Consider the following 19,988-nt stretch of genomic DNA (forward strand, 5'->3'; position numbering starts at 1 on the left):
GGCAGGCCCGGAGTTCCAGACGAACCCCGAACCTGCCCGTAGGGGACTACCCCGAGGCGCTCACGCCCCAAGCCTCCGGCACCTGGGCCACCGACGCCCGGACCGCCGGCGCCTAGGCCGGAACGATGTTCACCAGCTTCGGCGCCCGCACGATGACCTTCCGGATGCCCGCGCCGTCCAGCGCCGCGACGACCTTCTCGTCGGCCAGCGCGACCTTCTCCAGCTCCTCCTCGGAGATGGACGGCGAGACCTCCAGGCGCGCCTTGACCTTGCCCTTGATCTGCACCACGCAGGTCACGCTCTCGTCGACGACGTACGCCGGGTCGGCGACCGGGAAGTCCTGGTGGACGACCGAGTCGCTGTGGCCCAGCTTGCTCCACAGCTCCTCGGCGACGTGCGGGGCCAGCGGCGCGACCAGCAGCACCAGCGGCTCGGCGACGGAGCGCGGCACCGTGCCGCCCGCCTTGGTCAGGGCGTTGTTCAGCTCCGTGACCTTGGCGATGGCGGTGTTGAAGCGCAGGCCCTCCAAGTCCTGGCGCACTCCGTCGATCGCCTTGTGCAGGGCGCGCAGCGTCTCGTCGTCGGGCTCGGCGTCGGAGACGGTGACCTCGCCGGTGGCCTCGTCGACGATGTTGCGCCACAGCCGCTGCAGCAGCCGGAACTGGCCCACCACCGCGCGCGTGTCCCAGGGCCGCGACACGTCCAGCGGGCCCATCGCCATCTCGTACAGGCGCAGCGTGTCGGCGCCGTACTCGGCGGCGATCTCGTCCGGAGTGACCGCGTTCTTCAGGGACTTGCCCATCTTGCCCAGCAGCCGGGAGACCTTCTCGTCCTGGTAGTAGTACGCGCCGTCGCGCTCCTCCACCTCGGCGGCCGGTACGGCGATGCCGCGGCTGTCGCGGTAGACGTAGGCCTGGATCATGCCCTGGTTGAACAGCTTGTGGAACGGCTCCGCGGAGGAGACGTGCCCCAGGTCGAACAGGACCTTGGACCAGAAGCGCGCGTACAGCAGGTGCAGCACGGCGTGCTCGGCGCCGCCGACGTACAGGTCGACGCCGCCGTGCGGCCGGCCCTCGCGCGGGCCCATCCAGTACTGCTCGATCTCCGGGTCGACCAGCTTCTCGCTGTTGTGCGGGTCCAGGTAGCGCAGCTCGTACCAGCAGGAACCGGCCCAGTTGGGCATGGTGTTGGTCTCACGGCGGTACCGCTTCGGGCCGTCGCCCAGGTCCAGCGTGACGTTGACCCAGTCCTCGTTGCGGGACAGCGGCGTCTCCGGGGAGGTGTTCGCGTCGTCCGGGTCGAAGGTGCGGGGCGAGTAGTCCTCGACCTCCGGCAGCTCCAGCGGCAGCATCGACTCGGGCAGCGAGTGCGCGATGCCGTCCTCGTCGTAGACGATCGGGAAGGGCTCGCCCCAGTAGCGCTGGCGGCTGAACAGCCAGTCGCGCAGGCGGAAGTTGACCGTGCCCTCGCCCAGGCCCTCGCGCGCCAGCCACTCGGTGATGCGCGCCTTGGCCTCGGCAACGTCCAGGCCGTCCAGGGAGATGTCGTCGTTGGTCGAGTTGATGATCTTCGCGTCGTACGACGCGAAGGCGTTCTCCCACGTCGACGTGTCGGTGCCGCGGCCGTCCGTCGGCTCGACGATGCAGTTGACCGGCAGTTCGAAGGCGCGCGCGAACTCGAAGTCGCGCTGGTCGCCGCAGGGTACGGCCATGATCGCGCCGGTGCCGTAGCCCATCAGGACGTAGTCGGCGATGAAGACGGGCAGCCGGTCGCCGTTGGCCGGGTTGGTCGCGTACGCGCCGATGAAGACGCCCGTCTTGTCCTTCGCCTCGGCCTGCCGCTCGACGTCGGACTTCGAGGCGGCCTGCGCGCGGTAGGCGGCAACGGCCTCGCCCGGGGTCGCGTGACCGCCGGTCCACACGTCGTGCGTGCCCTCCGGCCAGGCGGCCGGGGTGAACTTCTCGACCAGCGGGTGCTCGGGCGCCAGCACCATGTAGCTCGCGCCGAACAGCGTGTCGGGGCGCGTGGTGAAGACCGTGATGCGCTCGCCGTCGATCGGGAAGTCGACGCGGGCGCCCTCGGAGCGGCCGATCCAGTTGCGCTGCTGCAGCTTGATGGCCTCGGGCCAGTCCAGCGCGTCCAGGTCGTCCAGCAGGCGGTCGGCGTACGCGGTGATCCGCATGTTCCACTGGCGCAGCTTGGCCTTGAAGACCGGGAAGTTGCCGCGCTCGGAGCGGCCGTCGGCGGTGACCTCCTCGTTGGCCAGCACGGTGCCCAGGCCGGGGCACCAGTTGACCGGCGCGTCGGAGGCGTACGCCAGGCGGAACTCGCTCAGGACGTCGGCACGCTCCATGGCGTTCAGTTCGTGCCACGCGCGCGTGTGGCCCGGTACGGCGCGCTCACCGGTCTCGAACCGGGCGATCAGCTCGGAGATCGGGCGGGCCCTGCCGGCCTCGTCGTCGTACCAGGAGTTGAAGATCTGCAGGAAGATCCACTGGGTCCACTTGTAGTAGTCCGGGTCGATCGTGGCGAACGACCGGCGCCTGTCGTGGCCCAGGCCCAGCCTGCGCAGCTGGGACTTCATGTTCGCGATGTTGGCCTCGGTGGACACGCGCGGGTGCGTGCCGGTCTGCACGGCGTACTGCTCGGCGGGCAGGCCGAAGGCGTCGAAGCCCAGGGTGTGCAGGACGTTGTGGCCGGTCATGCGCTGGAAGCGCGCGAAGACGTCGGTGGCGATGTAGCCCAGGGGGTGACCGACGTGCAGGCCCGCACCGGAGGGGTACGGGAACATGTCCATGATGAACTTCTTGGGACGGGCGACGACCTCGGGGTCCCCGGCCAGATCACCCTTGGGGTTCGGCGCGGCGTAGGTACCCTCGGCGTCCCAGAAGTCCTGCCAGCGTGCCTCGATCTCGGCCGCCACGGCGGCCGTGTAGCGGTGCGGCGCGGCCACCTCGGCGGCAGCGGGGTTCGTCTCGCTCATGATCCTTAAGCTCCATCGATCGTCTCTGCCTGCGGCTGTGTCGTCGAGAAACGAAAAATCCCCTCACACAGGAGGGGACGCCGCGCCGATGCCGACCTGCCGGTTCCGGCGGTCGGGACTGATCAGCGCGGCTCGCTAAGCAGAAGGCGTACGGCACGCATGCGGTTAGGGTACCGCAGCGCTTGAGCACGATGCGACGCGCGTCCGTATGGGTCCTTGGCATCGGTCATCACCCGACAAAAACTGAACCAAGGTCAAAGGTTACTTCGCGTAACAACCAACACCGGGACATCGCAACAAGCGCGCGGTCCTTTTATAACAACGCAATAACTCAAACCTCGTACCGATCGGTATGGAGACACTTAGAGTTCGGCAGCGGGACCGCCTTCCCGAACTGCTTCGGAGTTGCCCCCATGAACGCTCGTCGTAGTAACACCTCGCTCCCCAAACCGGGCCGGTCGGCCTACGGGGTGGCCTCGGCTGTCGTACTGCTGCTGATACCCGTCGTCGTAATACTCGGAGGCGACTGGCTGCAGCAGTTCCTGAACTTCGGTGCCGGCGTCCTGTCGCTCGTCTGTCTCACCTGCTCGGTGATCTGGGGCCTGGTGGCCCAGGACCGGCTCGTCCTCAACATCCGCCAGCGCATCGTCGCGCAGGGCATCCACCGGGTGACCGCCGTCGCCTCGATCGCGTTCCTGTTCATACACATCGGGGTCAAGCTCGCGCTGGACCACGCCGACTGGGTCGCGGCCCTGCTCCCCTTCGGCTGGCTCTTCTCGGGCACCGGCGGCGCCAACCCGGGCAGCGCCACCCTCATCGGCATGGGTTCCCTGGCCGCGTACCTCATGATCTTCGTCGGCATCACCGGCGCGCTCCGCAACCAGTTCGCCTCCCCGGCGCCGATCGCGGCGCGCTGGCGTGCCATGCACATGCTGGCCTACCCGGCCTGGTGCGCGGCGCTCCTCCACGGCCTGTTCGCGGGACGGCCGGCGAAGACGTTCTTCATGGTGTCGTACGAGCTGTGCGTGGTCGCGGTCGCCGCGGCCCTCGCGCTGCGTGCGGCGCCGCGCCCGTTCAAGCGCAAGGTCGCCGACCGCCTCGCCATGATTCTGGGCAACGAGCCGGGGTCCATCCGTGCCGAGGAGCTCGAAGCGAGCCGCGCGCGCGTCGCCGAGGGCTCCTCCGCACTGCCCGGCTACGAGAACAGGCGGGCACCGAGGCAGTCCGTCACCGACACCGGAAGCATCCCGACGGCAGCCCCCTCGTACGACGCCCCGGCCTCGCGCACCATGTCCCCGGAGCCCTCGAACGGCTTCGCGGCCGCCTACCGCGCCGTCACTCCCCAGCAGCGTGGACAGCAGCCCTACGCGGCCGACCAGACCGCGCGCATGGACATGCCCATGGACATGCAGTCCACGGAGGCGATCCCGCGCATGGACGGCGGCGGCAGCACCTCGGGGAGCTGGCCGGTCCCCCTGCCCCCTCCGGTCGGCGAGGCGCCCCCATCGGCGTACGACCCGATGCAGGACACCGGATACAACATCCCGGCCTACGACAATTCGGGCACCGCTGCCTATCGCAACAGTGATGTGTACGACACCGGTGAGACGAACACCGGCTACGCCACGTACAACCAGAGCGACACGTACAACCAGAACGGCACGTACAACAGCGGTCCCGCCAACGAACCATCGCCCGGTGCCTCGTACGACGCACCGGGTTCGGGCGAACCTTGGAACACGCCCTCCGGAGGCTATAGGTGAACGAGGCCCTGCCCGACGTCCCGGAAGTCCGCGTGGTCGGCCTTCCGCAGCTGACGTCTGGCTTCGACCTTGTCGAAAGACTCGATCTGTCCATGCACCTCAAGGTGCACGGGCCACTCGAACCCCTGGGCGGCGAGCAGCTCGCCAAGCTCGCCGAGAACATCAACCTGAAGGGCCGCGGCGGCGCGGGCTTCCCCTTCCACAAGAAGCTGCGCTCGGTCGCCGAAACGGCGATCAAGCGCGGCGTACGGCCCGTCGTCGTGGTCAACGGCAGCGAGGACGAGCCGGCCTGCCGCAAGGACACGGTGCTGATCAACCGTGCCCCGCACCTCATCCTGGACGGCGCGCTGCTGGTCGCGGAGGCGCTGGGTGCCCGCACGCTCGTGGTGGGGGTCACCCGTGAGTCGACGCAGCGCTCGATGGAGGCCGCGCTGGCCGAGCGCGGCCTGAGCAACGGACGCCGCTCCGCACTGAAGGCCTGGGTCCAGCGCAACCCGGTCCGCATGGTCACCGGTGCCGCCGCGTCGCTGATCCGCTCCATCGACGGCGGCCCGGCGATCCCTCCCGGCCGCAAGGTCAGCGCCTCCCAGAACGGTGTGGGCGGCGCACCCACCCTGCTGTCGAACGCCGAGACCTTCGCGCAGTTGGCGATCGCCGCCCGCATCGGCCCGGAGCGCTACGGCAACACCGGTCTGTACGACGAGCCGGGCACCGTCATGCTGACGGTCTCCGGCGCGGTCGCGCGCCCCATGGTGATCGAGGTCCCCACGGGTGTCCCGCTGCGCTACGTCCTCCAGCTCGCCGGCGCCCCGCCGGTCCCGCAGGGTGTGCTGACCGGCGGCTACCACGGCAAGTGGATCGACGCGGCGACGGTCAACGAGGCGATCGTCTCCCGCAACTCCCTGGACGCGGTAGGCGGAGCGCTGGGCGCCGGCGCGATCCTGCCGATCACTCAGGAGACCTGCCCGCTGGGCGAGTCGCTGCGCGTGGCGCAGTGGCTGGCGGAGGAGAGCGCGGGCCAGTGCGGTCCCTGCTACCTCGGTCTGCCGGCCGCCGCGCGCGGCATGGCGGACATTCTGGGCGGCGGCGGCCCGGCCGCCCTGGAGGCGCTCAAGCAGGTCGCCAAGAACGTGAAGCGGCGCGGCGCCTGCTCGCACCCGGACGGCTCCGCGATGTTCCTGGAGTCGACCATCAAGGCGTTCACCGACGACCTCGCCGCGCACGTCCTCGGGAACGGCTGCGGACGGCCCGTGGAGGGGGTTCTGCCGCTCTTCGAGGGCGGCCAGATGCCCGCGGGCATCGCGGGCGGCGGAGAGCCGGAGGAGAACGGCCCCAGCCGCCAGAAGATCTACGTGGACTGGACCCTGTGCCGCGGCCACGGCCTGTGCGCCGACATCCTCCCCGAGGTGTTCGAACTCGGCGCCGACGGCTTCCCGACCGTCGCCCAGGCCCAGGTGCCGCGGTACGCGGAGGCGAAGGCCCTGCGCGCGGTGCGCCGCTGCCCGGCACTCGCCCTGCGCATCGAGGAGGAGACGGCGCGCGACCGGGCACCGTCCCGCAACCTGCCGGTCCTCTCCCAGGGCCGCGGACGGCGCGCGCTGGGCCGCTGAGCCCGAACGGAAACGGCGGGCCACCCTCTTCGGGGTGGCCCGCCGTCATGTTGCACCGCTCACACACGTGAAAGGCGGGCCATCCATCGGATGACCCGCCTTCCAAGTCCTGTGGAGCTAAGGAGAATTGAACTCCTGACCTCCTGCATGCCATGCAGGCGCTCTACCAACTGAGCTATAGCCCCTCGCGTCACCCGGCGAAGCCGGATATTGGCGCTGTCCGGCGGGTTTCCCCGGCGGCGACGCCAACATTACACGGTCGACCGGGTGGAACACCAAATCGTTTCCGTCGGCCCAGGACAGGGCCGACGGGTGTCATGCCGTGACGAACGAATAGAACCGCTTCAGTGTGCAATGCTCCTCGAGGAGGCGGCCGTAGATCGGCTCGCCCTCCAGTTCGCGGTACGTCTCGATCGGGTCGCCCTTTATGATCAGCGCCCTCGCGCATTCCTCGCACCAGTACTGGTAGTCGGGGTTGACCGGCTCCATGTCCCGGACGATGGGCGTACCACTGCCGCACCAATCGCACTTTCGCCTGTGTGCACCCATCGATCAGCTCCAGCTGTGGCCGCAGGCCGTGCACACGTAGGAGATTCCGCCGTTGTCGCCGAGCACTTGGGCGACGTGGACGGAACCACAGGAAGGGCAGCTCAGACGGGTGACCGTGTCCCGTGTCGACGCCGCTTCGAGGAGGTGGCCGACCTCCTCGAGGATGCTCGCAGGCATCACTGCTCCCTCCCGTCGGGCCGCGCTCCCTTCCGGCCGTTTGATTCTGCCACGGCCGGAGCAATACGGTCAGCGACGCCTCAGTACCAGTCCGGACACGGCACCCTCCGCGGCCGTCCCGGCCGGCGCGAACGTGCACGCCAAGAGCGCCTCCGCAGAGATATACGCCGCCGGGCCCCAAGTGACTCAAGACGCTTGGGGAACAGTGTGCCGAACGCGGCGACTCCAGTCAGCCGTCCCAACTGCGCGACCGTGACGAGCAGCCAAGTCGGTCCCTGAGGCTTGGAGTTCGGTGCCGGTGGCGGCTCCCACGTGGCTGAGGTGCCGTACGGCCCACGCCCCGCGGTGGTCCGCGACAACGAAAGATCCCGCCCCCTGAGGGGACGGGATCCGATCTGTGGAGCTAAGGAGAATTGAACTCCTGACCTCCTGCATGCCATGCAGGCGCTCTACCAACTGAGCTATAGCCCCTTGTCCTTCTGTCACGCGGCGAAGCCTCGTGATGTTTCGCCCCGCTCGGCGGGGCGAACAAGAAGAACTTTAGCCTGCGACCTGCCGGAAAGTGAAATCCGGGTCAGGGGCCCGGCACGACGGCCGGTCAGGCGTTCAGTCGTCGTCGCCGAGCACCGGTTCCGGCAGCGTGCCGGCGTTGTGCTCCAGCAGGCGCCAGCCGCGGGCGCCCTCGCCGAGGACGGACCAGCAGCAGTTGGAGAGACCGCCGAGGCTCTCCCAGTGGCGGGCCTCCAGGCCCAGGAGGCGTCCGATGGTGGTGCGGATCGTGCCGCCGTGGCTGACCACCACGAGGGTGCCGTCGTCGGGGAGCTTCTCGGCGTGCCGCAGCACGACGGGAGCGGCCCGCTCGGCCACCTCGGTCTCCAGCTCGCCGCCACCGCGGCGGACCGGCTCACCGCGCTTCCACGCGGCGTACTCCTCGCCGTGGCGCGCGATGATCTCGTCGTGTGTCAGCCCCTGCCAGACGCCCGCGTAGGTCTCGCGCAGCCCCTCGTCGTGGGTGACCTCAAGGCCGGTGAGCGCGGCCAGCTCGGCCGCGGTGTTCGCGGCCCGCCGGAGGTCGGAGGCGACGATCGCGTCGGGCTCGAGGGAGACGAGCAGCCGGGCGGCGCGGCGGGCCTGGGCCACGCCGTCCTCGGTCAGCTCGACGTCCGTGCTGCCCTGGAAGCGACGCTCCACGTTCCAGGAGGTCTGGCCGTGCCGCCACAGGATGACGCGGCGCCCGCGGCCGGGACGGCCCGCGGACACCTCACCGGTGGCGCTCATCACCACTCACCGCCCAGGTCGGCCGCCTCCTCGGCGGCCCGCAGCTTGGCGTGCTCCTCGGCCTTGCCCCGGGTGGCCTTCGCGTCGGCGGGCAGCTCCAGCTCGGGGCAGTCCTTCCACAGCCGCTCCAGGGCGTAGAAGACACGCTCCTCGCTGTGCTGGACGTGGACGACGATGTCGACGTAGTCGAGCAGGACCCAGCGGGCCTCGCGGTCGCCCTCGCGGCGGACCGGCTTGGCGCCGAGCTCCTTCTGGAGCCGCTCCTCGATCTCGTCGACGATCGACTTGACCTGGCGGTCGTTGGGCGCGGAGGCCAGCAGGAAGGCGTCCGTGATCGACAGGACGTCGCTGACGTCGTAGGCGATGATGTCGTGCGCGAGCTTGTCGGCGGCCGCCTGGGCGGCGGTGTTGATGAGCTCGGTGGAGCGGTCAGTCGCGGTCACTACATGGCTTTCGGTCGGCGGTCACTTGACCTCAAGGGTCTCACGGACCGCCGGGAGCACCCCACGCGTTTGAGGGATCACGTGGGGCGGCCCCGCTTCTTCCGTTCTCTCCCGGGTCCGCGGGCTAGGACGACGACGGCTTGTAGTCCCGGCCGAGGGTCACCGAGACGTCCGCGTTCGAGGTGGTCGCGCCCTTGGCGACGGAGCCGGCGGGCAGGCCCAGGGTCTTGGCGACCTCGGTGGCGTTCTCCTTGTCGGCGGCGTCGGTGTAGACGACCTTGGACGTGGCCGACGTGGTGGCGGTGCCGCCTCCCAGGAAGGTGAAGCCGCCGTTGAGGAGTACGACGCGGGCCTTCTCGGTGTTGTCCTTGACCCCGCTGGCGTTCTGGACGGAGACCCGCACGGCGGAGCCCTGGTCGGGGCTCTTGGCGGTGCCGCCGAGGACGTCCTTGACCACACTGGCGCTTGCCTGCGCGCTCAGCGATCCGTCGTTCTGCACGGGCAGGAGCGCGGTCTTGTAGTCGCCGCCCTTGGCGAGGTCGGCGAGCTTGGCGAGGAAGGCGCCGAGGTCCTTGTCGGTGAGTGAGGGGTCCAGGATCTGCGCCAGCGTCTGCACGGTGGTGGTCGCCCCCGTCGGGTCGGACGACAGCTTGCGCAGCACGCCCTGCAGGACCTGGCCGAACCGCTCCAGCTGGGCGTTCTGGGCCTCGCCGGAGGCGCGGTAGGTGGCGTAGGCGACGGCCGTCTTGCCGCTGAGGGTCTGGCCCTTGCCCTTGTGGACCAGCGGCGCGCTGCCCTTCTTGGCGTCCGGGTCCGGTACGTCGGCGTTGGTGTCGACGTCGATGTTGCCGACGAGGTCGACGAGGTTCTGCAGGTAAGGGGTGTCCAGCCGCCAGGTGCCCTCGATGTCGGTGCCGAGGACCGTGTCGATGGAGTCGCGGGTGCCCGAGGAACCGTCCTCGTCGACCGACTTGGCGAGGGTGGTCGTGGTGCCGTCGTCGTCCGTCAGGGAGAGGGAGTTGGGCAGCAGCACGGTGGTGGCCTGCCTGGTGGTGGTGTTGTCGACGAGCAGCGCCGTGGAGGTGCCGCCCTTCTTGGTGTTGTGCAGGTGGACGACGATCACGTCGCGGTTCTGGGCGCCCGCGGCGGTCGCCGTACCGGTCCTGGAACCGGAGGACGACGACAGGCCGGGCAGCTTCCCGGCGTACCAGAGGTAGCCCACTCCGCCGACCGCGACCAGGGCCAGGACCACGACGAGGGCGACGAGGCGGCTGCGGGCGCGGCGCTTGGCCTCCTCGCGTCGCTCGGTGCGGTTCTCGGTGAAGTTCAGCCAGTCGATGACGTCTTCGGAGTCACTGTCGGGATCCTCGACGAAGGCGAACTGCTCGGTGTGGTAATCCCGTTCGGGCCGGGCGGCGGCCTGGGAGCCGTCCTGTGCCGGCTCCGACGGGCCGGCCTGCTGCGGGATGTAGGCGGTCTGCTCGGCGACACGGGGCTGCTGACCGCCGGCCGTGGCCCGCCCGTAGGGGTCGTACGGCGCTGCCGGCGCACCGCCCTGGGCCGTCCCCCCGGTGCCATAGGGGTCGTCGTAGGAGGGCACGGGAGGCTGCTGGCCGGTGCCGTAGGGGTCGTACTGCTGCGGCGGGACCGGCTGCTGCCGGCCGGTCGCGTACGGGTCGTATCCGTAGCCCTGCTGCTGCGCGTACGGGTCGTACTGCTGCGGGGCAGCCTGCTGCCGCTGGGCCTGCCGGTAGATGGGACGGCCGTACTCGTCGTAGCCGACGAGCTCGTACTGCTCCTCCTGCTCCTCGTAGTCGCCGCCGTAGCCCGCGTCGTATCGGTCGTTCACCGGTGCCCCTCTCGGCTCACTCGCCGCGGTACAGCTCGCGCTTGTCGATGTAGCGCACAACTCCGTCCGGCACCATGTACCAGATGGGGTCTCCCTTGGCGACTCTCGCACGGCACTCTGTGGAGGAGATGGCCAGGGCGGGAACCTCCACCAGCGAGACGCCGCCCTCCGGGAGACCGTGGTCGGTCAGGTGGTGGCCGGGCCGGGTGCAGCCGATGAAGTGCGCCAGGGAGAAGAGTTCCGCCGTGTCCCGCCAGGTCAGCAGTTGGGCCAGGGCGTCGGCGCCGGTGATGAAGAAGAGGTCCGTGTCGGGGTTGAGCGCGCGCAGGTCGCGCAGGGTGTCCACGGTGTAGGTCGGGCCGCCGCGGTCGATGTCGATGCGGCTCACCGAGAACTGCGGGTTCTCGGCGGTCGCGATGACCGTCATCAGATAGCGGTCCTCGGCCGGGGAGACATGGCGGTGGCTCTTCTGCCACGGCTGGCCGGTCGGGACGAACACCACCTGGTCCAGGTGGAACTGCGCGGCGACCTCGCTGGCCGCCACGAGGTGCCCGTGGTGGATCGGGTCGAACGTTCCGCCCATGACGCCGAGGCGGCGCTTGCCGGGGTTCGACGGGCCGTTGCCGGGGCCGTTCACCAGACGCGGCTGCGCGGCGGGGCCGCTCTTCGGACGGTTTTCCGTGCCGTCCGCCGTGCCGGTCGCCGGACCGGTAGGCATGTCCTGCTCTCCCATGCGTGCAGACCCTACCGGCCCGGCCTGAGAAGCCTGCCCGGGCCGGTGCCCGAGGGCGACCCTGGAGGGGCTCAGCGGTCGCGGTTGAAGCGGGTGGTGATCCACAGCAGGAGCAGCAGGAGGAACAGGGCACCGCCACCGGTGACGTACGGGCTGAGGCTCTCGTGGTTGCCGCCGTGCTCCTCGCCCTCGGCAGCGAGGGTCACCAACTGAGCAGCAGCGCTGTGGAAGCTCGTCATCGACAGAACCTATCGGTGTGGGCGGGATGAAGACGTCCGCCCATCGTAAGCGGGCGCCTTCACGGCGATCACGCCGACTCCGCCGTTGGGGAACCCGGGGCGGCCCTCAGTCGTCCTTCTGCTTGTAACCCCGCAACAGGAACCACCCGGTCAGCGCGCAACCCACCATCATCACGATGAGTACGACCCGGAGCAGATTCCCCGGCCCCTGGTGCTGGGCGGCGCTCGCGGCCTCGGTGAGCCAGGCGGCTGCGGGGCTGTGATCCATGGTGCTGGACTCCTTCGGTGTAGTGCCCGTCCACGGTAACTCCGCCTAGGCTGGGGCTTGCTTCGGGGGCGCAAAGGGCCGCACAAGGGTCCGCAAAGGCAACTCTCACGCACATGGGGGAAGACATGCCCGACGACGGCCACGAGCACAACGGTCACGAGCACGTACCGAGCAGGCAGCGCCGGCGCTTCCCGGGGATCTCCTCGCGTGCGTACGAACACCCGGCGGACCGTTCCGCTCTGGTGGCGCTGCGCAAGCTGAGCGGATTCGACACAGTCTTCAAGGCGCTCAGCGGGCTGCTGCCCGAGCGCAGCCTCAGGCTGCTGTTCCTGTCCGACTCGGTGCGCGTCTCGGACCAGCAGTTCGCTCACCTCAACGACATGCTGCGGGACGCCTGTTACATCCTGGACCTGGAGAAGGTCCCGCCGATGTACGTCAACCAGGACCCGCAGCCGAACGCGATGTGCATCGGCCTGGACGAGCCGATCATCGTCGTCACCACGGGTCTCGTCGAGCTGCTCGACGAGGAGGAGATGCGGGCGGTCGTCGGCCACGAGGTGGGCCATGCGCTGTCCGGCCACGCCGTGTACCGCACGATCCTGCTGTTCCTGACGAACCTGGCGATCCGGGTCGCCTGGATCCCGCTGGGCACCCTCGCGATCATGGCGATCGTGACGGCGCTGCGCGAGTGGTTCCGCAAGTCGGAGCTGTCCGCCGACCGGGCCGGGCTGCTGGCCGGCCAGGATCTGCAGGCCTCGATGCGCGGCCTGATGAAAATCGCGGGCGGCAACCACCTGCACGAGATGAACGTGGACGCGTTCCTGAAGCAGGCCGACGAGTACGAGGCGGGCGGCGACCTGCGCGACTCCGTGCTGAAGATCCTGAACCTGCTGCCGCGCTCCCACCCGTTCACCACCATCCGCGCGGCCGAGCTGAAGAAGTGGGCCGAGTCCCGGGACTACCAGCGGATCATGGACGGCCACTACCCGCGGCGCACCGAGGACAAGGACACCTCGGTCTCGGACTCGTTCCGTGAGTCGGCGGCGAGCTACGCGACCAATGTGAAGAGCTCCAAGGACCCGCTGATGAAGCTGGTCAGCGACATCGCCGGCGGGGCCGGGGACCTGGGCGGGCGGGTGCGGCGCGGCTTCGGCGGCTTCGCGAGTTCGACGCCCACGCAGGAGCGGCCGACGACCGACGAGCCGCCGACCGACGAGCCGCCCACGGACCACCAGGAGGACTGACCGGCCCCGGACGACTGCAACGCCTCAAGGGGCACGGGGCTGCATGCATCCATGTACGGCTCCGCCGCGTGGGCGCGACCGGCCCCCACCGGGGCCGCGGCCGACCACCGACCCCGCGCCCCTGTCACACCTTCGGCTGCGCCCCAGTGGCCAACGACCCGCACAGGGCCGTCGTGCCGCCCGTGGCGTACGGGTCGGTGCCTGCCGGGCCGCCCGCCTTGGCCGTCTGTCCGGCCAGCAGCGGGTGGAGGTGGTTCGTGGAGTCCTCGGCGCAGGACAGCGGGCCGGCCTGGACGTAGGACACGACGAGCTGGGCCTGGCGCAGGCGCAGGTCGTCGCGGTCGAAGCGGAAGTGCAGCTCGCGCCGGACGGTGAACAGGGAGGCCTGGGCCTTGGCGTCGGCGCCGGTCGGCTTCAGCGCGTAGACGAAGGTGTGGTCCGCGGTGACCTCAAGGGTGGCGGAGTCGGTCTCTACGGCCTGCAGCGTGCCCTCGACGCGGATCTTGGTGTCGGCGAGCTGGGCGCGGGTCTGGTCGAAGCGAACCATCCAGCCGGTGGGCTGGTGGCGCCCGTCGGCGGTCGGGTGCTCGAAACTCTGGTCGAACTGGTCCAGCTGGTCGCCGTCGAGCAGGACGCGCACGGAGCGGACGTCCTGGCTGCTGATCACGTCGGGTGAGAGCGAGGACCGCACGATGTAGTCCTTGGCGGCGGTCAGGGCGGCCACCACCTGGCTCTCGGAGAAGTGCGCGGTGCGCCGCGAGGCGGGCAGCGGTATGCCCTCGGCGCCGACGCGGAACTGCGCGGCGGGGCTGTGCGCGTACAGGTACTCGGGATCGACCGCGCCGGGCACCCGGCCCTGCGGGGAGAGCGGTATGACGGTCATCCGCAGGGGCTCGACGGGCTGCCGGGCCGCGGGGGTCTGGTAGGGGTGCCGTACACCCATGTAGATCGCGGTGCCGAAGGCCACCGCGATCAGGAGAACAAGGATCAGCGCCTGCCGGGACAAGCCCCGGCGCAGTGGCGTACGGCGGCGTACGGCGGGTGCGTGGTCGGCCATGCGCTCGTGCGCGGAGAACTCCTGGAGGCGGGCAGCGCGAACGAACGACTCGTCGAAGACGACGGATCGATACTCGTCCTCTCCACCTCCGGGGGCGCCCTCGGGTGTCCCCTCAGGTGGGTCTCCAGGCCCTCCCATATCTTCAGGGTAGGTCGCCGAGAGCCCCGGTAAACGCCCTGGTACACGACAAGTTCTGACAGGTTCCCACCAGGTTCGAAAGTGAGCGCGACGGAGCTGCTCCGAGTGCCGCTCAGGGGGTGCGCGGTATCACCGAGAGGGCTGGCTGAGAGTTGTCGGCGGAAGCGGAGGGCGGCGCCGCGCTGCCCTGTTCCAGACCCGTCGAGGCGGGCGCCGGCACCTGGTCCCGGCTGCCCGAGGAGGCTCCCCGGTAGACCGCGGCGAAGGCCAGCGCGACCATGCCGATGCCCATCACCAGGGCGAGCATCCACGCGACGGGGCGATGCCAGCGGACCGGTTTCCCGTACGTCCCCGGGGCGCCGTAGCGGCCTTCGAGGACGTCGGTGTCGTCCAGGTCGTCGAGGTCGGGATCATGGCCGAAACCGGTGCGTGCGTCGGGGCGGTACCCGTCCTCGTAGCGCTCGCCTCTGCCGTGGGCCCTGCGGGCTTCCGCCTCGGAGGCCTCCGCTCTCGCCTGGGCAGCGGCAAGGAGGCGTTCGACGGCGGTCGGCTCGTGTACTACGGCCGCCCGTACGAAGGCCTCGTCGAAGACCACGGAGGCGAACTCTTCGTCCGACACCCCGCGGTCGTGGTCGTCGTCGGGCTCCCAGCCGTCAGGGAACGGCGTGCCCCCCACGTCCTCCGGCACCACTCCAGAGTAGACCTGGGGGGTCAATTTGGGCAGACGGTATGGAAATTCATCCGTCTGCTGAGACATTTCCGGCCGGGGTGCCGGGTCAGCGCCGGATGTGCCCGTCCCCGGTGACGATGTACTTCGTGCTCGTCAGCTCCGGCAGCCCCATCGGCCCGCGCGCGTGCAGCTTCTGCGTGGAGATGCCGATCTCCGCGCCGAAGCCGAACTGGCCGCCGTCGGTGAAGCGCGTGGAGGCGTTCACGGCGACGGTGGTGGAGTCGACGAGCTGGGTGAAGCGGCGGGCGGCCTGCTGCGAGGTCGTGACGATCGCCTCGGTGTGACCGGAGGTCCACAGGCGGATGTGCTCGACGGCCTTGTCCAGGGAGTCGACGACGGCGGCGGCGATGTCGTAGGAGAGGTACTCGGTGTCCCAGTCCTCCGGCGTGGCCTCGACGACGGTCGCCTTGGAGTCCTTCGCGTACGCCAGCACGCGCGGGTCGGCGTGCACCGTCACTCCGGCCTCCGCGAGGGCGTTCAGGGCCCGGGGCAGGAACTCGGGGGCGATGTCCTGGTGGACGAGGAGGGTCTCGGCGGCGTTGCAGACGCTGACCCGGTGGGCCTTGGAGTTGATCAGGATGTCGACCGCCATGTCGAGGTCGGCCGACGCGTCGACGTAGACGTGACAGTTGCCGGTGCCGGTCTCGATGACGGGGACGGTGGACTCGGAGACGACCGTCTGGATCAGGGAGGCCCCGCCGCGCGGGATCAGCACGTCGACCAGGCCCCGGGCGCGCATCAGCTCGCGCACGCTCTCGCGGCTCTCCCCGGGCACCAGCTGGATGGCGTCGGCGGGCAGCCCGGCGCCGCCCACGGCGTCGCGCAGCACCCGCACGAGGGCGGTGTTCGACTCGTACGCCGAGGCCGAGCCGCGCAGCAGGACCGCGTTGCCGGACTTCAGGCACAGCGCCGCCGCGTCCACGGTCACGTTCGGGCGGGCCTCGTAGATGATGCCGACGACGCCCAGCGGGACGCGGACCTGGCGCAGGTCGATGCCGTTCGGGAGGGTCGAGCCGCGGACGACCTCGCCGACCGGGTCGGGCAGCGCTACGACGTCCCGCACGTCCGAGGCGATCGCGCGCACCCGCTCGGGCGTGAGCGTCAGACGGTCGACGATGGCCTCGCTGGTGCCGGCCTCGCGGGCCTTGGCGATGTCCTTGGCGTTGGCCTCGACGATCTCGCTCGTACGGACCTCCAGGGCGTCCGCGACGGCGAGCAGCGCGTCGTCCTTCACCGCGCGCGGCAGCGGGGCGAGGTCGGCGGCGGCGGCCTTGGCGCGGTAGGCGGCCCGGGTGACCGGGGACATGGAGTCGTACGGCGAAAGCGTGGTCATGAGGGAAGCGTAGTGCGCTGTCCGGGCTCGTCCACCGCGCATTCCACACCCCGAGACAAGCCCCGCAGAGCCCGTATAGCCCGCATATCCCCCGAGACCTCGCAGGTCTCTCAAAAGGGATGCACGCCCACGGGGCTGGCCGGTGGCGGGCCGTACCCCTCGGCGAGCCGCTGGTGGTAGGTCTCGCGGTCGATGACCTCCAGGCCGACGATCTCCCAGGGCGGCAGCTTGGCGGTCTGGCGGTGCTCGCCCCACAGGCGCAGGGCGACGGCGGCCGCGTCGTGCAGATCGCGGGCCTCCTCCCAGTAGCGGATCTCCGCGTGGTCGCCCGCGTATCGGCTGGTCAGGAGAAAGGGGTGGTCGTGGGCGAGCTGTTCGAGGCCGCGCCGCACCTCCTTCAGCGGCGCCTGTTCGCCGGAGACGCTGAGGGTGACGTGCCACAGACGCGGCAGGTCGGCCGGTTCCTCGTACCGGGCGCCGGCGGCGACGCTGGTCAGGGCGCGCTCCTCGCCGCCCGCACGGGAGGCGGCGCCGTCGCGGGACGCCGCCGCCCCAGGGCGCACTCGTCTCACGACGGCCTCCTTACGCAATGGTCGAGCGATGCTCGCGCGGAATCTGTCCCTGAGACAAAGTTGAGCAGGCCGCAAGGGTTCGTGGGGCGGTTTTGCGGAACGTCCACCTCAGGGGCGGGCCGTTTTGCGGGGCGTTCCCCCCGTTTTCGGCTCCTGCGCCGCGCTCTTCCGCTTCCGCGGGCGTCCGGGGCGGTCAGGGATGCAGGATCACCAGGTCGTCCCGGTGGACGACCTCGCGTTCGTACGCCGGGCCCAGTTCGCGCGCCAGTTCCCGGGTCGAGCGGCCGAGCAGCTGGGGGATCTCCTTGGCGTCGAAGTTGACGAGCCCGCGGGCCACCGCGCGCCCCTCGCCGTCGCGCAGCTCGACCGGGTCCCCGGCGCTGAACTCGCCCTCCACCGCGGCGATTCCGGCCGGCAGCAGCGACTTGCGCCGCTCGACCACCGCCCGCACCGCCCCGTCGTCCAGCGTGAGGGAGCCCTGCGGGGTGGAGGCGTGCTGCAACCACAGCAGCCGGTCGGCGGAGCGCCTGTCCGCGGGGTGGAAGTAGGTGCCGGTGTCGTTGCCCTGCAGCGCGTCGCCGGCGTGGATCGCGCTGGTGAGGACGACCGGGATGCCGGCGGCGGCCGCGATCCGGGCCGCCTCGACCTTGGTGACCATGCCGCCGGTGCCGACGCCGGCCTTGCCCGCGCTGCCGATGTCGACGTGCGCGAGGTCCTCGGGCCCGTGGACCTGAGCTATCCGCGAGGTGCCGGGCTTGCTGGGGTCGCCGTCGTAGACGCCGTCGACGTCGGACAGCAGCACCAGCAGGTCGGCGTGGACGAGGTGGGCGACCAGCGCGGCGAGGCGGTCGTTGTCGCCGAAGCGGATCTCGTCGGTGGCGACGGTGTCGTTCTCGTTGACGATCGGGAACGCGCCCATCGCGAGCAGCTTGTCGAGGGTGCGGGAGGCGTTGCGGTGGTGGGCGCGGCGGCTCATGTCGTCCGAGGTGAGCAGGACCTGGCCGACGCGGACGCCGTAGCGGGCGAAGGAGGCGGCGTAGCGGGCGACGAGCAGGCCCTGGCCGACGCTGGCGGCGGCCTGCTGGCGGGCGAGGTCCCTGGGGCGGCGGCGCAGGCCCAGCGGGGACAGGCCCGCGGCGATGGCACCGGAGGAGACCAGGACGATCTCCTTCTCTCCCCCGCTGCGGCTCTTGGCGAGGACGTCGACGAGCGCGTCGACCCGGTCGGCGTCGAGGCCGCCGGACGCGGTGGTCAGCGACGAGGAACCCACCTTGACGACGATCCTGCGGGCCTCGATCACGGCCTGCCTTGCCCCTGCCACCTTGTTCTTCCGTCCCTCGCGCTCAAGCTTCCCCGCCCGGCAATCTACGCGAAGGGGACCCGGTTGCGCGCGCCCGGTCCAGACCCCGGACAGGCGTGACGTAACCGTTTGCTCACGCGTCGCATACGGCAAAAAGGTTGCACTGGTTGCCTATAGAAATCAAAGTGCAGGTAAACCTAATTTGAACTCCGTGCAACCTACAGAAGTTCGCCGTGCAAAGCGCATCCTCCTGCGTTCGGGGAAGAGCCCCTTCGACGTCTTTCCGGTGGAGGAGGCCCTCGACCAGGACGTCATCGCCACCAACTCAGGCAACCTGATCTTCAGTGACGCCTCCCACAAGATCCTCGAAACCCCGGGGACCGAGGTCATCTCGAACAGGATGCGGACCGAAGTGGCGGCGGCGGGCCTGATCAACGAGGAGTACGACGCGTTCGTCGTGCCCCTGGCCAATGCGTTCCGGCCGTCGTTCGAGGCCGGGCTGAAGCGGTTGACGCGGCTGATCAGCAGGCTGAAGATCCCGGTCGTGGTGCTGGGCATCGGTGCGCAGGCCGGGCTGAACTACAACGCGGCACGGCTCAAGCCGATGGAGCCGGCCGTGCGCGACTTCGTCTCCGCGGTGCTCGACCGCAGTGCCTCGATCGGCGTGCGGGGCGAGTTCACCGAGAAGTACCTCAAGGACCTGGGGTTCAACGACGTCGAGGTCATCGGCTGCCCGTCCCTGTTCATGTACGGCAAGGAACTGGCCGTGGACAAGCGGACGCCGGACCTCACCGCCGGCTCCCGGATCGCGGTCAACGGCTCGCACAGCGCGGTGCAGAAGCAGGGCCTGGGCAAGGTCATCGACCGCGCCCACGCCCGCTATCCGCATCTGACGTTCTTCGGCCAGAACCTCAGCGACGCACGGCAGTTGCACTGGCGGGACCTGTCCCACCCGAACGCGGCGGTGACGGCGATCCCGACGCATCCCGACCACCCGATGTACCGGGAGGACAAGGTCCGGGTCTACGTCGACCCGGTCACCTGGATCGACGACCTGCGCGGGTACGACTTCTCCTTCGGCTCCCGCATCCACGGCAACATCGCGGCGCTGCTCGCGGGCACGCCCGCCACGGTACTGTGCGGCGACTCGCGGACGCTGGAGCTGTGCCGCTACTTCGACATCCCGCACCGCCGCATCGACAGGCTGCCCCCGGACCTGGACCCCGCGCAGCTCTACGAGGAGGCCGACCTCACCGGCCTGACCGGCGGTCATCTGGAGCGCTTCGAGCGGTTCACGGGGTTCCTGGACAGGAACGGCCTGGAGAACACGTTCACACACGGAGACGGCGGCGCGGGCTTCGAGGCACGGATGAAGGAGCTGGCCTTCCCGGCGGGCATCCGTCCCTGGAACGACGCCGACCTCGCCTCGCTCACCTCACGTTTCGGCTGGATGCAGAGCCGTATCACCGAACTGTCGCTGGACAACGCCCAGTTGAAGCGGGATCTGGAACGAGGCACCGCCAGGCCGGGTACGGCGTCACCGTCGACGTCCGTCTACCGTCGGGCCCGCCGCGTGGTGGGCCGCCCGATCCGACGTGCACTGCAGTCGGGCCGGTAAGCAGCGGTCGGGTTGGTAAGCAGCGATCGGGCCGGCATGCAGCGGTAGCGACGGGGTCTGGCGGCGAGCACTCCGCCTACCGACAGACCTGCACCAGTCCGCCC

18 protein-coding genes, 2 tRNA genes and 1 pseudogene are annotated in these 19,988 nt (G+C 70.1%); 4 read left to right on the top strand and 17 right to left on the bottom strand.

Translation table 11 applies throughout. The features are described 5' to 3' along the window. Nucleotides 1-112: 112 nt before the first annotated feature. A complete protein-coding gene (leuS, locus tag OG870_RS15530) occupies nucleotides 113-2,983 on the bottom strand; it encodes a leucine--tRNA ligase (RefSeq protein WP_266584698.1) in 2,871 nt (956 codons plus the stop codon). A gap of 413 nt (nucleotides 2,984-3,396) precedes the next feature. Between leuS and OG870_RS15535 the strand changes: the two genes are divergently transcribed. Both OG870_RS15535 and OG870_RS15540 read left to right on the top strand, forming a co-directional pair. Next, entirely contained in the window at nucleotides 3,397-4,746 is a 1,350-nt protein-coding gene (locus OG870_RS15535) for a ferric reductase-like transmembrane domain-containing protein (protein WP_266924164.1), read from the top strand. Beyond that, entirely contained in the window at nucleotides 4,743-6,356 is a 1,614-nt protein-coding gene (locus tag OG870_RS15540; RefSeq protein WP_266514191.1) for an NADH-quinone oxidoreductase subunit NuoF family protein, read from the top strand. Before OG870_RS15535 ends, OG870_RS15540 begins: the two co-directional genes overlap by 4 nt. Before the next feature lie 112 nt (nucleotides 6,357-6,468). Here OG870_RS15540 and OG870_RS15545 read toward each other — a convergent pair. From OG870_RS15545 to OG870_RS15595, 11 genes and pseudogenes are all read right to left on the bottom strand, one after another. Further along, a tRNA-Ala gene (locus tag OG870_RS15545) sits at nucleotides 6,469-6,541 on the bottom strand. 130 nt (nucleotides 6,542-6,671) lie between these two features. Beyond that, complete coding sequence (locus tag OG870_RS15550) at nucleotides 6,672-6,905, bottom strand: hypothetical protein (RefSeq protein WP_003976229.1); 234 nt, start codon at nucleotides 6,903-6,905, stop codon at nucleotides 6,672-6,674. A 3-nt stretch (nucleotides 6,906-6,908) separates the two neighbouring features. Beyond that, entirely contained in the window at nucleotides 6,909-7,082 is a 174-nt protein-coding gene (locus OG870_RS15555; RefSeq protein WP_107057459.1) for a hypothetical protein, read from the bottom strand. A 69-nt stretch (nucleotides 7,083-7,151) separates the two neighbouring features. After that, a pseudogene (locus OG870_RS15560) lies at nucleotides 7,152-7,345 on the bottom strand (MFS transporter); the annotation flags it as partial. Between the two features lie 135 nt (nucleotides 7,346-7,480). Next, a tRNA-Ala gene (locus OG870_RS15565) sits at nucleotides 7,481-7,553 on the bottom strand. Nucleotides 7,554-7,688: 135 nt separating this feature from the next. After that, on the bottom strand, nucleotides 7,689-8,360 hold the full coding sequence (locus tag OG870_RS15570) for a histidine phosphatase family protein (protein ID WP_266514196.1): 672 nt from the start codon (nucleotides 8,358-8,360) through the stop codon (nucleotides 7,689-7,691). Beyond that, nucleotides 8,360-8,803 carry a ribosome silencing factor gene (gene rsfS, locus OG870_RS15575; protein ID WP_266514207.1) on the bottom strand — a complete coding sequence of 148 codons (444 nt, stop codon included), beginning with the start codon at nucleotides 8,801-8,803 and terminating at the stop codon, nucleotides 8,360-8,362. Before rsfS ends, OG870_RS15570 begins: the two co-directional genes overlap by 1 nt. A gap of 124 nt (nucleotides 8,804-8,927) precedes the next feature. Then, nucleotides 8,928-10,652, bottom strand: coding sequence for an LCP family protein (locus OG870_RS15580; protein WP_327690993.1), 1,725 nt, complete (start codon nucleotides 10,650-10,652; stop codon nucleotides 8,928-8,930). A 16-nt stretch (nucleotides 10,653-10,668) separates the two neighbouring features. Then, nucleotides 10,669-11,385, bottom strand: coding sequence for a nicotinate-nucleotide adenylyltransferase (nadD, locus tag OG870_RS15585; protein WP_266514214.1), 717 nt, complete (start codon nucleotides 11,383-11,385; stop codon nucleotides 10,669-10,671). Between the two features lie 71 nt (nucleotides 11,386-11,456). After that, nucleotides 11,457-11,624, bottom strand: a complete 168-nt coding sequence (locus OG870_RS15590; RefSeq protein WP_266514217.1) for a hypothetical protein — start codon at nucleotides 11,622-11,624, stop codon at nucleotides 11,457-11,459. A 106-nt stretch (nucleotides 11,625-11,730) separates the two neighbouring features. Continuing rightward, a complete protein-coding gene (locus OG870_RS15595) occupies nucleotides 11,731-11,892 on the bottom strand; it encodes a hypothetical protein (protein WP_266514220.1) in 162 nt (53 codons plus the stop codon). Nucleotides 11,893-12,017: 125 nt separating this feature from the next. Between OG870_RS15595 and OG870_RS15600 the strand changes: the two genes are divergently transcribed. After that, on the top strand, nucleotides 12,018-13,136 hold the full coding sequence (locus OG870_RS15600) for a M48 family metallopeptidase (protein ID WP_266520250.1): 1,119 nt from the start codon (nucleotides 12,018-12,020) through the stop codon (nucleotides 13,134-13,136). 124 nt (nucleotides 13,137-13,260) lie between these two features. On the opposite strand, the gene OG870_RS15605 is transcribed toward OG870_RS15600, so the two are convergent. The 5 genes from OG870_RS15605 to proB form a co-directional block, all read right to left on the bottom strand. Then, a complete protein-coding gene (locus OG870_RS15605; RefSeq protein WP_327690994.1) occupies nucleotides 13,261-14,331 on the bottom strand; it encodes an SCO2583 family membrane protein in 1,071 nt (356 codons plus the stop codon). Nucleotides 14,332-14,443: 112 nt separating this feature from the next. Beyond that, nucleotides 14,444-15,019: an SCO2584 family spore wall biosynthesis protein gene (locus OG870_RS15610; RefSeq protein WP_266514222.1), complete on the bottom strand. Its 576-nt coding sequence runs from the start codon at nucleotides 15,017-15,019 to the stop codon at nucleotides 14,444-14,446. Nucleotides 15,020-15,107: 88 nt separating this feature from the next. Continuing rightward, nucleotides 15,108-16,394: a glutamate-5-semialdehyde dehydrogenase gene (locus tag OG870_RS15615; RefSeq protein ID WP_266514225.1), complete on the bottom strand. Its 1,287-nt coding sequence runs from the start codon at nucleotides 16,392-16,394 to the stop codon at nucleotides 15,108-15,110. A gap of 110 nt (nucleotides 16,395-16,504) precedes the next feature. Further along, the gene (locus OG870_RS15620) at nucleotides 16,505-16,957 is read right to left on the bottom strand and encodes a hypothetical protein (protein WP_266520252.1); all 453 of its coding nucleotides are present in this window, start codon (nucleotides 16,955-16,957) and stop codon (nucleotides 16,505-16,507) included. A gap of 202 nt (nucleotides 16,958-17,159) precedes the next feature. Further along, nucleotides 17,160-18,266 (bottom strand): glutamate 5-kinase, encoded by a 1,107-nt coding sequence (proB, locus tag OG870_RS15625; protein WP_266520254.1) that lies wholly within the window; start codon nucleotides 18,264-18,266, stop codon nucleotides 17,160-17,162. Between the two features lie 211 nt (nucleotides 18,267-18,477). On the opposite strand from proB, the gene OG870_RS15630 reads away from it, so the two are divergent. Continuing rightward, nucleotides 18,478-19,884 carry a polysaccharide pyruvyl transferase family protein gene (locus OG870_RS15630; protein ID WP_327690995.1) on the top strand — a complete coding sequence of 469 codons (1,407 nt, stop codon included), beginning with the start codon at nucleotides 18,478-18,480 and terminating at the stop codon, nucleotides 19,882-19,884. Nucleotides 19,885-19,988: the final 104 nt, after the last annotated feature.

The sequence above is a fragment of the Streptomyces sp. NBC_00461 genome, from assembly GCF_036013935.1.
Lineage (GTDB): Bacteria > Actinomycetota > Actinomycetes > Streptomycetales > Streptomycetaceae > Streptomyces.

Coding starts and splice junctions, on each gene's coding strand:
- OG870_RS15555 (WP_107057459.1), bottom strand. CDS start 7,082: ATGCCTGCGAGCATCCTCGAGGAGGTCGGCCACCTCCTCGAAGCGGCG.
- OG870_RS15595 (WP_266514220.1), bottom strand. CDS start 11,892: ATGGATCACAGCCCCGCAGCCGCCTGGCTCACCGAGGCCGCGAGCGCC.
- OG870_RS15590 (WP_266514217.1), bottom strand. CDS start 11,624: ATGACGAGCTTCCACAGCGCTGCTGCTCAGTTGGTGACCCTCGCTGCC.
- OG870_RS15615 (WP_266514225.1), bottom strand. CDS start 16,394: ATGACCACGCTTTCGCCGTACGACTCCATGTCCCCGGTCACCCGGGCC.
- nadD (WP_266514214.1), bottom strand. CDS start 11,385: ATGGGAGAGCAGGACATGCCTACCGGTCCGGCGACCGGCACGGCGGAC.
- OG870_RS15600 (WP_266520250.1), top strand. CDS start 12,018: ATGCCCGACGACGGCCACGAGCACAACGGTCACGAGCACGTACCGAGC.
- OG870_RS15605 (WP_327690994.1), bottom strand. CDS start 14,331: ATGGGAGGGCCTGGAGACCCACCTGAGGGGACACCCGAGGGCGCCCCC.
- OG870_RS15550 (WP_003976229.1), bottom strand. CDS start 6,905: ATGGGTGCACACAGGCGAAAGTGCGATTGGTGCGGCAGTGGTACGCCC.
- OG870_RS15570 (WP_266514196.1), bottom strand. CDS start 8,360: ATGAGCGCCACCGGTGAGGTGTCCGCGGGCCGTCCCGGCCGCGGGCGC.
- leuS (WP_266584698.1), bottom strand. CDS start 2,983: ATGAGCGAGACGAACCCCGCTGCCGCCGAGGTGGCCGCGCCGCACCGC.
- OG870_RS15535 (WP_266924164.1), top strand. CDS start 3,397: ATGAACGCTCGTCGTAGTAACACCTCGCTCCCCAAACCGGGCCGGTCG.